The organism is Geopseudomonas sagittaria (genome assembly GCF_900115715.1).
Classification (GTDB): Bacteria; Pseudomonadota; Gammaproteobacteria; order Pseudomonadales; family Pseudomonadaceae; genus Geopseudomonas; species Geopseudomonas sagittaria.
Window position 1 is genome coordinate 38,649 of sequence record NZ_FOXM01000009.1, and the last position, 12,057, is coordinate 50,705.

At 69.0% G+C, this 12,057-nt stretch carries 8 protein-coding genes; 1 reads left to right on the top strand and 7 read right to left on the bottom strand.

What is annotated here, in order from left to right; genetic code table 11:
* Positions 1–45 precede the first annotated feature (45 nt).
* The 7 genes from cmk to mtnA form a co-directional block, all read right to left on the bottom strand.
* Positions 46–738, bottom strand: coding sequence for a (d)CMP kinase (cmk, locus tag BM297_RS12205; RefSeq protein WP_092431888.1), 693 nt, complete (start codon positions 736–738; stop codon positions 46–48).
* Complete coding sequence (locus tag BM297_RS12210) at positions 735–2,966, bottom strand: bifunctional prephenate dehydrogenase/3-phosphoshikimate 1-carboxyvinyltransferase (RefSeq protein ID WP_092431890.1); 2,232 nt, start codon at positions 2,964–2,966, stop codon at positions 735–737. The genes cmk and BM297_RS12210 overlap by 4 nt, the downstream gene beginning before the upstream one ends.
* Positions 2,959–4,071, bottom strand: coding sequence for a histidinol-phosphate transaminase (gene hisC / locus BM297_RS12215; protein WP_092431892.1), 1,113 nt, complete (start codon positions 4,069–4,071; stop codon positions 2,959–2,961). Before hisC ends, BM297_RS12210 begins: the two co-directional genes overlap by 8 nt.
* Positions 4,072–4,137: 66 nt before the next feature.
* Positions 4,138–5,235 (bottom strand): prephenate dehydratase, encoded by a 1,098-nt coding sequence (gene pheA / locus BM297_RS12220; protein ID WP_092431893.1) that lies wholly within the window; start codon positions 5,233–5,235, stop codon positions 4,138–4,140.
* The gene (gene serC, locus BM297_RS12225) at positions 5,235–6,320 is read right to left on the bottom strand and encodes a 3-phosphoserine/phosphohydroxythreonine transaminase (protein WP_092432132.1); all 1,086 of its coding nucleotides are present in this window, start codon (positions 6,318–6,320) and stop codon (positions 5,235–5,237) included. The genes pheA and serC overlap by 1 nt, the downstream gene beginning before the upstream one ends.
* An 89-nt stretch (positions 6,321–6,409) precedes the next feature.
* The gene (gyrA, locus tag BM297_RS12230) at positions 6,410–9,175 is read right to left on the bottom strand and encodes a DNA gyrase subunit A (RefSeq protein ID WP_092431895.1); all 2,766 of its coding nucleotides are present in this window, start codon (positions 9,173–9,175) and stop codon (positions 6,410–6,412) included.
* Between the two features lie 136 nt (positions 9,176–9,311).
* Entirely contained in the window at positions 9,312–10,388 is a 1,077-nt protein-coding gene (gene mtnA, locus BM297_RS12235; protein WP_092431896.1) for an S-methyl-5-thioribose-1-phosphate isomerase, read from the bottom strand.
* Positions 10,389–10,518: 130 nt separating this feature from the next.
* Here mtnA and BM297_RS12240 point away from each other — a divergent pair, with 130 nt between their 5' ends.
* Positions 10,519–11,844: a TRZ/ATZ family hydrolase gene (locus tag BM297_RS12240; RefSeq protein ID WP_092431899.1), complete on the top strand. Its 1,326-nt coding sequence runs from the start codon at positions 10,519–10,521 to the stop codon at positions 11,842–11,844.
* The last annotated feature ends 213 nt before the right edge of the window (positions 11,845–12,057 follow it).

Sequence of the window (12,057 nt, forward strand, 5' to 3'; positions counted from 1 at the left end):
GGAGGTGGACGGCATGGGACTGGTTTCCCGCCCACCTCATCTGGCTCACCCGGCCAGGTCGCGTGCGGCGACCTCGGCGAGGATGCGTTCCAGTACCTGCTCGATGGAGAGTTCAGTGGAGTCCAGCAGGATGGCGTCTGACGCCGGTTTCAGCGGAGCCACTGTGCGCTGCGTGTCGCGTTCGTCACGCGCGCGGATCTCTTCCAGCAGACTTGACAGATTAACACCAGCTACCTTGTCCTTCAACTGCAGGTAGCGCCGCCGGGCGCGTTCCTCGGCGCTGGCGGTGAGGAAAATCTTCAGCGGCGCGTCGACGAACACCACGGTGCCCATGTCGCGACCGTCGGCCACCAGACCGGGCGCGACGCGGAAGTCGCGCTGGCGCTGCAGCAGCGCCGTGCGCACGCCGGGCAGCGCGGCGACCTGCGAGGCGCCGGCGCCGGCCTGCTCGGTGCGCAGCTCGTCGCCGACCTCCTCGCCCTCGAGGAGGATGCGCTGGCCGTGCAGGCCCTCCTGGGCGGCGACGAACTGCACGTCCAGATTGGCGGCCAGGGTTTCCAGGGCCGTCTCGTTGTCCAGGCCGATGCCGTGGCGACCGGCGGCCAGCGCCAGCAGGCGGTACAGCGCGCCGGAGTCGAGCAGGTGCCAGCCCAGCTGGCGGGCCAGCCGGCTGCACACCGTGCCCTTGCCCGAGCCGCTTGGCCCGTCGATGGCGATGACCGGCGCCAGGGCGATCATTGCTCGCCTTCCTTGGCCACGCGCACGCCGACCTCGGCGCACAGGGCGAGGAAGTTGGGGAACGAGGTGGCCACGTTGGCGCAGTCGTGGATGCGGATCGGCGCCGTGGCGCGCAGCGAGGCGACGCTGAACGACATGGCGATGCGGTGATCGCCGTGCGCCCACACCTCGCCACCGCCGATCGGACCGCCGTCGATGACGATGCCGTCCGCGGTCGGCTCGGCCTTGACGCCCAGCGCCTGCAGGCCGTCGGCCATCACCTGGATGCGGTCGGACTCCTTGACCCGCAGCTCCTCGGCGCCGCGCAGCACGGTGCGCCCTTCGGCGCAGGCGGCGGCGACGAACAGCACCGGGAACTCGTCGATGGCCAGCGGCACCAGGTTCTCGGGGATCTCGATGCCCTTGAGCTTGGCGCTGCGCACGCGCAGGTCAGCCACCGGCTCGCCGCCGACCAGGCGCTGGTTTTCCAGGCTGATGTCGCCGCCCATCAGCTTGAGGATGTCGATCACCCCGGTGCGGGTCGGGTTGATGCCGACGTGCTCGAGGACCAGCTCGGAACCTTCGGCGATGCTCGCCGCGACCAGGAAGAAGGCCGCCGAGGAAATGTCTGCCGGCACCTCGATCTGGGTGGCGGTGAGCGTGTGGCCGCTCACCACCCTGGCGGTCGAACCCTCGACGCTCACCGGGTAGCCGAAGCCCTGCAGCATGCGCTCGGTATGGTCGCGGGTCGGCGCCGGCTCGGTCACCGAGGTTTCGCCGGCCGCGTACAGGCCGGCGAGCAGCAGGCAGGACTTCACCTGGGCGCTGGCCACCGGCATGTCGTAGTGCATGCCGGTCAGCTTCTGGCCGCCCTTGATGGCCAGCGGCGGGCGGCCGTCCGGACCGGTGTCGATCACCGCGCCCATCTCGCGCAGCGGCCTGGCGACGCGGTTCATCGGCCGCTTGGACAGCGACGGGTCGCCGGTCAGCACGGTGTCGAACGGCTGGGCGGCGAGCAGGCCGGAGAGCAGGCGCATCGAGGTGCCGGAGTTGCCCATGTACAGCGGGCCGGCCGGCGCCTTGAGGCCGTGCAGGCCGACGCCATGCACGGTGACGCGGCCGTGGTGCGGGCCCTCGATGACCACGCCCATGTCGCGGAACGCCTGGATGGTGGCCAGGGCGTCCTCGCCCTCGAGGAAGCCTTCCACCTCGGTGGTGCCCTCGGCCAGCGAGCCGAGCATGATCGAGCGGTGGGAGATGGACTTGTCGCCCGGAACGCGAATCCGTCCGTTAAGGCTGCCGCCCGGCTGGGCCAGGAAAATCAGGTCGTTGGAATGCATGGCGTCCACATAGGCCCGACGGGCCAGAATTTTGCTGAAATGCTCGCGGGCGACGCGGGCGCGGGTGAACACGCCCAGCAGTCGATGCCCGTCTCCATGATCGATCGCCTCGCGCAGGCCGTCGAGGTCACTGCGGAAGCGGTCGAGAATGCGTAGCACCGCCTCGCGGTTGGCGAGGAAGATGTCGTGCCACATCACCGGATCGCTGCCGGCGATGCGGGTGAAGTCGCGAAAGCCGCCGGCAGCGTAGCGGAAGATCTCGAGGTTCTCGCTCTGGTGGGCCAGCGAGTCGACCAGGCCGAAGGCCAGCAGGTGCGGCAGGTGGCTGGTGGCGGCGAGCACCTCGTCGTGATGCTCGACGGCCATGTGCTCGACGTCGGCGCCCAGCGCGCGCCACAGACGGTCGACCAGCGCCAGCGCCTGTGCATCGGTCTCCGCCAGCGGGGTGAGGATCACCTTGTGGCGGCGATACAGCTCGCCGTTGGCCGCCTCCACGCCGCTCTGCTCGGAGCCGGCGATCGGGTGGCCGGGCACGAAGCGGATGATGCGCGCGCCGAGCACCTGGCGCGCCGCGCGCACCACGTTGCCCTTGGCGCTGCCGGCGTCGGTGAGCACCGCGTCGCCCAGCTCGAGGCCGGCCAGTTGCGCCAGCACCTTCTCCATGGCGAGGATCGGCACCGCCAGCATGATCACCTCGGCGCCGACGCAGGCCGCAGCCAGCTCGCTCTCGCAACGGTCGACCACGCCGAGCTGCACCGCCAGGCGGCGCGACTCGGCGTCCAGGTCGACGCCGACCACCTCGCGGCACAGCCCCCGCTCGCGCAGGCCCTTGGCGAACGAGCCGCCGATCAGGCCGAGGCCGACCACCACCAGGCGGCCGACGAGCGGCTCAGGCTTGCGTTCAGCCACGGCCGAGCACCTGGGCCAGCGCTTCGAGGAAGCGGGCGTTCTCCGCCTCGGTGCCGATCGACACGCGCAGGAAGGTCGGCATGCCGTAGCCGGCCACCGGGCGCACGATCACGCCACGCTGCAGCAGGCCCTGGTTGATCGGCGCGGCATCGACGCCGAAATCGACGGCGAGGAAGTTGCCGCGCGAGGGAATCCACTTGAGGCCCAGCGCGGCCAGGCCGGCTTCCAGCTGGGCCATGCCGGCCTTGTTGACCCGGCGACCTTCGGCCAGGTAGGCCTCGTCGTCGAGCGCCGCGCAGGCGGCGACCAGGGCCAGGCTGTTGACGTTGAACGGCTGGCGCACGCGGTTGAGCACGTCGGCCACCTGCGCCGAGGAGGCCGAATAGCCCACGCGCAGGCCGGCCAGACCGTAGGCCTTGCACAGGGTGCGCGAGACCAGCAGGTTCGGATAGCGCGCGAGGTAGTCGAGGCCGTTGGGCAGCTCGCCGCCCTCGGTGAACTCGATGTAGGCCTCGTCGAGCACCACCAGCACATGGGCCGGCACGCGCGACAGGAAGGACTCCAGCGCGTCCGGGCCGAACCAGGTGCCGGTCGGATTGTTGGGGTTGGCGACGAACACCACGCGGGTATTGGCGTCGATGGCCGCCAGCATGGCCTCGAGATCGTGGCCGTAGTCCTTGGCCGGCACGGCGCGACCCTCGGCGCCGACCGCCTGGGTGGAGATCGGATAGACGGCGAAGGCGTACTGGCTGAACACCGCGTTCAGGCCCGGCGCCAGCCAGGCGCGGGCGACCAGGTCGAGGATGTCGTTGGAGCCGTTGCCCAGGGTGATCTGCGCCGGATCGAGGCCGAAGCGCGCGGCCAGCTTGGCCTTGAGCTTATAGCCGCTGCCATCCGGGTAGCGGGTGATGTCGCCCAGTTCGGCGCGGATCGCCTCCAGAGCCCTGGGGCTCGGGCCCAGCGGGTTCTCGTTGCTGGCCAGCTTGACGATGCCGGCCGGGTCGAGGTTCAGCTCGCGGGCCAGTTCGTCGACCGGCTTGCCGGGCACGTAGGGGGAGAGTTTCTGTACACCCGGCACGGCCAGGGCGAGGAAATCACAGCTCATCGGTATGTCTCCGGCAAGGGTCGCCGGCCGCGGGGCAAAGGCGACCCGGGCCGGCGCAGACGCGGTTTACAGTACGGCGTTGGGGTAGGAGCCGAGCACCTTGACGGCCACGGTTTCCTGACTGATCTGCTCGAGCACGTCCTTGACCAGCGGGTCATGCTGGTGGCCGACGAAGTCGATGAAGAACACGTAGGTCCACTTGCCGCTGCGCGACGGGCGGGTCTCGATGCGGGTCAGGTCGATGCCGCGGGCCTGGAACGGCACCAGCAGGTTGTGCAGCGCGCCGGGCTTGTTGTTGGTGGAGACGATGATCGAGGTCTTGTCGTCGCCGGTCGGCGGCACGGCCTGGTTGCCGATGATCAGGAAGCGCGTGGAATTGTCCGGGCGATCCTCGATCTTCTCGGCCAGCTTGGTCAGGCCATACAGCTGGGCCGCCATGTCGCCGGCGATCGCCGCGCTGTTCCACTCGCTCTTCACCCGCTTGGCGGCATCGGCGTTGCTGGACACCGCGACGCGCTCGACGTTCGGGTAGTGCGCGTCCAGCCACTTGCGGCACTGGGCCAGCGACTGGGCGTGGGAGTAGATGCGCGAGATCTTGTCGGTCTTGGTGTTCTCGCCGACCAGCAGGTGGTGGTGAATGCGCAGCTCGACCTCGCCGCAGATCACCAGATCGTGCTCGAGGAAGCTGTCGAGGGTGTGGTTGACCGCACCCTCGGTGGAGTTCTCCACCGGCACCACGCCGAAGTTGACCGCCCCGGCGGCCACCTCGCGGAACACCTCGTCGATCGCCGCCATCGGCTGGCTGATCACCGCATGGCCGAAGTGCTTGAGCGCCGCAGCCTGGGTGAAGGTGCCTTCCGGGCCGAGATAGGCGACCTTGAGCGGATGCTCGAGGGCCAGGCAGGACGACATGATCTCGCGGAACAGCCGGGCCACTTCCTCGTTGCCGAGCGGCCCCTGGTTGAGCTCCATGATGTGCTTGAGCACCCAGGCCTCGCGCTCGGGACGATAGAACACCGGCTTCTCGCCTGGCTGCAGCGAGGCCATCTTGACCCGCGCCACTTCCTCGGCGCAGCGCGCGCGTTCGCTGATCAGGCCGAGGATCTGCTCATCGAGGTTGTCGATGCGCACGCGCAGGGCCTGCAGCTGCTCCTTCTCGCTCATCAGCCGTGCTCCTTCTCGAACTCGGCCATGTAGCCGACCAGCGCCTGCACCGCGTCGAGACCGACCGCGTTGTAGATGGAGGCGCGCATGCCGCCGACCGAGCGATGGCCCTTGAGGTTGAGCAGGCCGCGCGCCTCGGCGCCGGCGAGGAACACCTTGTCGAGCTTCTCGTCGGCCAGGCGGAACGGCACGTTCATCCACGAGCGGGCGTTGCGGGCAATCGGGTTGGTGTAGAAGTCGCTGGCGTCGATGGCACCGTAGAGCAGCTCCTGCTTGGCGCGGTTGCGCCGCTCCATTTCCTCGACGCCGCCCTGCTCCTTCAGCCACTCGAACACCAGGCCGGACAGGTACCAGGAGAAGGTCGCCGGGGTGTTGTACATCGAGCCGTTGTCGGCGGCGACCTTGTAGTCGAGCATGGTCGGGCAGATGCTGCGCGCCTTGCCGAGCAGGTCCTCGCGGATGATCACCACCACCAGGCCGCTGGGGCCGATGTTCTTCTGCGCGCCGGCGTAGATCATGCCGAACTGCGACACGTCGATCGGCCGGGAAAGGATGTCCGAGGACATGTCGACCACCAGCGGTACGTCGCCGAGATCCGGCACCCAGTCGAACTGCAGACCGCCGATGGTCTCGTTGCTGGCGTAGTGCAGGTAGGCGGCGTTCTTCGACAGCTGCCAGTCGTTCTGCCCGGGAATGGCGAAGTAGTCGTAGGCCTTGGCGCTGGCGGCGACGTTGACGTTGCCGAAGCGTCGGGCTTCCTCGAGGGACTTCTTCGACCAGATGCCGGTGTCGACGTAGTCGGCGATGCCGTCTTCGGGCAGCAGGTTCAGCGGGATCTGGGCGAACTGCTGGCTGGCGCCGCCCTGCAGGAACAGCACCTTGTAGTTCGACGGAATGGCCAGCAGGTCGCGCAGGTCCTGCTCGGCCTTCTCGGCGACGGCGACGTACTCGTCGCTGCGGTGGCTCATCTCCATCACCGACAGGCCCTTGCCGTGCCAGTCGAGGAGTTCGGCCTGGGCCTTTTGCAGAACGGCTTCGGGCAGCGCGGCCGGGCCGGCGCAGAAATTATGGGCTCGCATGCTCACATCCACTCTCAGTTGTTGGGCGAAGAGCGCCCCGCGCCCTTCGCCGACATTGCTGCGACCGCAGGCGGCGAGCCGCCTGCGCCTGCTTATTACTCTTCGCTGACCGGTGCCGCGGCGTCATCGTTCGCCGCCAGGTCTGCGCCGGTCTCCGCCGCGCCGTGCTCCAGCTCGTCGTCCTCGCCGTTGTCCGACGGCTCCTGCACGCGCTCCAGACCGACCAGGGTCTCGTCGCTGGCCAGCTTGATCAGGGTCACGCCCTGGGTGTTGCGGCCCAGCGAGGACACCTCGTCGACGCGGGTACGCACCAGGGTGCCCTGGTCGGAGATCAGCATGATCTCCTCGCCGTCCTGCACCTGGATGGCGCCGACCAACCGGCCGTTGCGCTCGTTGCTGACCATGGCGATCACGCCCTGGCCGCCGCGGCCGCGCTGCGGGAACTCGTCGATGGCGGTGCGCTTGCCGTAGCCGCGCTCGGAGGCGGTGAGGATCTGTGCACCGGCCTCGGGGATCAGCATGGAAATCAGCTGCTGGCCGTCCGCCAGACGCATGCCGCGCACGCCGCGGGCGGTACGGCCCATGGTGCGCACGTGTTTTTCCTTGAAGCGGATGACCTTGCCGCCGTCGGAGAACAGCATGATCTCCTTGGCGCCATCGGTGATGGCGGCGGCGATCAGGGTGTCGCCCTCTTCCAGCTTGAGGGCAATCAGGCCGCTGCTGCGCGGCTTGCTGAACTGCACCAGCGGGGTCTTCTTCACGGTGCCGAAGGCGGTGGCCATGAAGATGTAGGCACCGGTCGGCTCGTCCTGCTCGTCGCCCTCGGCGAGTTCGGCATCGCTGTCCTCGGCGGCTTCGGACTCGACCAGCTCGCCCTCGATCACCAGGCCTTCGCTGTCGTCCAGCTCCTCGTCGGCACCGGCGCTCTGCTGCAGCGCCTCGAGGTCGATCTGCAGCATCGCGGTGATGCGCTCGCCCTCGTCCAGCGGCAGCAGGTTGACCAGCGGGCGGCCGCGCGCGGTGCGCGAGGCTTCGGGAATCTCGAAGGTGCGCAGCCAGTAGACCTTGCCCTTGCTGGAGAACAGCAGCAGGGTGGCGTGGCTGTTGGCGACCAGCAGGTGTTCGATGTAGTCCTCGTCCTTCACCCCGGTGGCCGACTTGCCGCGCCCGCCGCGACGCTGCGCCTGGTAGGCGGCCAGCGGCTGGGACTTGGCGTAGCCGCCGTGGGAGATGGTCACCACGCGCTCTTCCTCGGTGATCAGGTCGGCGATGGTCAGGTCGACCTGGGAGGCGACGATCTCGGTGCGCCGCGCGTCGCCGAAGTCGGCCTTGACCTTCTCCAGCTCCTCGCGGATGACTTCCATCAGGCGCACGGGATTGCTCAGGATGCGCAGCAGCTCGCCGATCTGCAGGAGGATCTCCTGGTACTCGGCCAAGAGCTTCTCGTGCTCCAGGCCGGTCAGGCGGTGCAGGCGCAGCTCGAGGATGGCCTGGGCCTGTTCCGGCGACAGGTAGTACTTGCCGTCGCGCAGGCCGTACTGCGGATCGAGGTCGTCCGGACGGCAGGAGTCGGCACCGGAGCGCTCGACCATGGCTTGCACCGCGCTGGATTCCCAGGCGGTGGCGATCAGGCGTTCCTTGGCCTCGGCCGGGGTCGGCGACTGCTTGATCAGCTCGATCACCGGGTCGATGTTGGACAGCGCGACCGCCTGACCTTCGAGGATGTGGCCGCGCTCGCGGGCCTTGCGCAGCTCGAACACCGTGCGCCGGGTCACCACTTCGCGGCGGTGACGGACGAACACCTCGAGCATGTCCTTGAGGTTCAGGGTGCGCGGCTGGCCGTCGACCAGCGCCACCACGTTGATGCCGAACACGCCCTGCATCTGGGTCTGTGCGTAGAGGTTGTTGAGCACCACCTCCGGCACCTCGCCGCGGCGCAGCTCGATGACCACGCGCATGCCGTCCTTGTCGGACTCGTCGCGCAGCTCGCTGATGCCCTCGAGCTTCTTCTCCTTGACCAGCTCGGCGATCTTCTCGATCAGGCGCGCCTTGTTCAGCTGGTAGGGCAGTTCGGTGATCACCAGCTGCTGGCGGCCACCGACCTTGTCGATGTCCTCGACCTCGACGCGGGCGCGCATGTAGATGCGTCCGCGGCCGGTACGGTAGGCCTCGATGATGCCGGCGCGGCCATTGATGATCCCCGCGGTGGGGAAGTCCGGGCCGGGGATGTAGTGCATCAGCTCGTCGACGGTCAGCTCGGGGTTGTCGATCAGCGCCAGGCAGCCGTCGATCACCTCGCCGAGGTTGTGCGGCGGGATGTTGGTGGCCATGCCCACGGCGATGCCGCTGGAGCCGTTGACCAGCAGGTTGGGGATCTTGGTCGGCATGACCGCCGGGATCTGCTCGGTGCCGTCGTAGTTGGGCACCCAGTCGACGGTTTCCTTGTCGAGGTCGGCGAGCAGCTCGTGGGCCAGCTTGGCCATGCGCACTTCGGTGTAACGCATGGCGGCGGCGTTGTCGCCGTCCACCGAACCGAAGTTGCCCTGGCCGTCGACCAGCATGTAGCGCAGCGAGAACGGCTGGGCCATGCGCACGATGGTGTCGTACACCGCGGTGTCGCCGTGCGGGTGGTACTTACCGATCACGTCACCGACCACACGGGCGGACTTCTTGTACGGCTTGTTCCAGTCGTTGCCCAGCTCGCTCATGGCGAACAGCACGCGCCGGTGCACCGGCTTCAAGCCGTCGCGCGCGTCCGGCAGGGCACGCCCGACGATCACGCTCATCGCGTAGTCGAGGTACGACTGCTTCAGCTCGTCTTCGATATTGACCGGGAGAATTTCTTTGGCCAGTTCGCCCATGAGAAGCCTGGTTCCTTTGTTCTAGGCAGGTGCCAGCAGAGTGGCATCGCGCGCAATCTGGAAGGCCCTTGCGAGCCTTTTAAAAAGAGGCAGGAGCTTACCACAAGCGTCCCCGCCGGACATCCGCCAGCCCGCGTCAGTGCAGGCGCTTGCGGCACATCAATTGGGCCATTTTCTTCGCGTCCGGACGCTCGACCACGCCCTTCTCGGTAACGATGGCGTCGATCAGGTCGGCCGGGGTGACGTCGAACACCGGGTTGACCGCATGCACCTCGGCGGCCACCCGATGGCCACCGACTTCCAGCAGCTCGCGACCGTCGCGCTCCTCGATGGGAATGTCGTCGCCGCTCGAAAGATTCATGTCGATGGTCGAGCTGGGCGCCACCACCATGAAGCGCACGCCGTGGTGCATGGCGTTGACCGCCAGCTGGTAGGTGCCGATCTTGTTGGCCACATCGCCGTTGGCGGTGATGCGATCGGCACCGACGATCACCCAGCTGATGCCTTCGGTCTTCATCAGGTGCGCGGCAGCGGCGTCGGCATTGAGGCTCACCGGGATGCCCTCGCCGGCCAGCTCCCAGGCGGTCAGCCGGGCGCCCTGCAGCCAGGGGCGGGTCTCGTCGGCGAACACCCGCTCGACCAGGCCGGCGACGTGCGCCGCACGGATCACCCCCAGCGCGGTGCCGAAGCCGCCGGTGGCCAGGGCGCCGGTATTGCAGTGGGTCAAGAGCTTCTGCGCGCGGCGGTCGTGCTTGCGGATCAGCTCGACGCCGAGCTGGGCCATGGTCAGGTTGGCCTCGCGGTCGCTGTCGTGGATGCCGATGGCCTCGGCTTCCAGCGCGGCCAGCACGTCGTCGCCGTCCTGCAGGCGGGCCAGGCGCTCGCGCATGCGCTCCAGCGCCCAGAACAGGTTGACCGCGGTCGGCCGCGACGCGGCCAGCACCGCGAAGTCCTCCTCCAGCGCCGCCCGCCAGTCGCCACCGGCGGCCAGCCGCGCGCGGGCGCCGAGCAGCACGCCGTAGGCGGCGCTGATGCCGATCGCCGGGGCGCCGCGCACCACCATCAGGCGGATCGCCTCGGCCACCCCGGCGGCGCTGTCGTAGCTGCGCCAGGTTTCCTCGAGCGGCAGCACGCGCTGGTCGAGCAGATGCAGGACGCCGTCATGCCAGTCGATTGCCTTGACCTTTTCCGCCGCCAGCAGTTGCTCGCGCATGGGGAATACCTCACCGATACCTGAAAAACCGCCGAGTATACCTGCTTGCCCGAGCCCGCGGCCGCTTCAAGACCGGCGTCGCAGCCGCTACACTCGCAGCCTCTCAGACGTCGCACCGGAAGCCTCGCCCATGCCCAGCACCGCCGCCCCCCTGGACCTGCTCCTGCTCCCCGAATGGATTGTCCCGGTGGAGCCGGCCGGCGTGGTCCTGCGCGGGCACGCCCTGGGCATCCGCGACGGGCGCATCGCCCTGCTCGCTCCGCGCCAGCAGGCGCTGGCCATTCCCGCCCGCGAACGCCGCGAGCTGCCCGGCATGCTGCTGGCCCCCGGCCTGGTCAACGCCCACGGCCACGCGGCGATGAGCCTGTTCCGCGGCCTGGCCGACGACCTGCCGCTGATGACCTGGCTGCAGGAGCACATCTGGCCGGCCGAGGCCAAGTGGGTCAGCGAGGACTTCGTCCGCGACGGCACCGAGCTGGCCATCGCCGAGCAGATCAAGGGCGGCATCAGCGCCTTCTCCGACATGTACTTCTTCCCCGCGGTGGCCAGCGAAGTGGTGCACGCCAGCGGCGTGCGCGCGCAGATCACCATTCCGGTGCTGAACTTCCCGGTGCCCGGCGCCCACGACACCGACGAGGCGCTGCGCCATGGCCTCGAACTGTTCAGCGACCTGCGCCACCACCCGCGGATCAAGGTCGCCTTCGGCCCGCACGCGCCCTACACGGTCAGCGACGACCGTCTCGAGCGCGTGCGCGTGCTGGCCGAGCAGCTCGACGCCGGCATTCACATGCATGTGCACGAGACCGCCTTCGAGGTGCAGCAGGCCCTCGAGCTGCACGGCGAACGGCCGCTGGCCCGCCTGGCCCGCCTCGGCCTGCTCGGCCCGCGCTTCCAGGCGGTGCACATGACCCAGATCGACGACCATGACCTGGCGCTGCTGGTGCAGCACAACAGCAGCGTGATCCACTGCCCCGAATCCAACCTCAAGCTGGCCAGCGGCTTCTGCCCGGTGGAACGCCTGTGGCAGGCCGGGGTCAATGTCGCCATCGGCACCGACGGCGCGGCGAGCAACAACGACCTCGACCTGCTCGGCGAGACCCGCACCGCGGCGCTGCTGGCCAAGGCGGTGGCCGGCTCGGCCACCGCGCTGGATGCCCATCGCGCCCTGCGCATGGCCACCCTCAACGGCGCCCGCGCGCTGGGCATCGACGACGACTGCGGCTCGCTGCAGGCCGGCAAGAGCGCCGACCTGGTGGCCTTCGACCTCAGCGGCCTGGCCCAGCAGCCGGTCTACGACCCGGTCTCGCAGCTGATCTACGCCAGCGGCCGCGACTGCGTGAAGCACCTGTGGGTCGGCGGCAAGGCGCTGCTCGAGGACGGCCGCCTGACCCGCCTCGACGAGGACGCGCTGCGCGGCAAGGCCCGCGCCTGGGGCGCGAAGATCGCCGGCGTCTAGGACGACCGCCCATTCCGTGGGGGCGCGCCCCCGCGGCGAAGCGGGCCGCAGGCCCGCCACGGCAGGCAGAAGCATCGCCCCGAGGTCGGACCTCCCACAGATCCGCCTGCCAGCCGGCGTGCCTCCTGCGCGACACGCCGTGCGCCCCCAATCCGTGCGAAAACTGGCAAGATAGGCGTCTGACGCAACCCGCCTTGCCAATGGAATCCACAC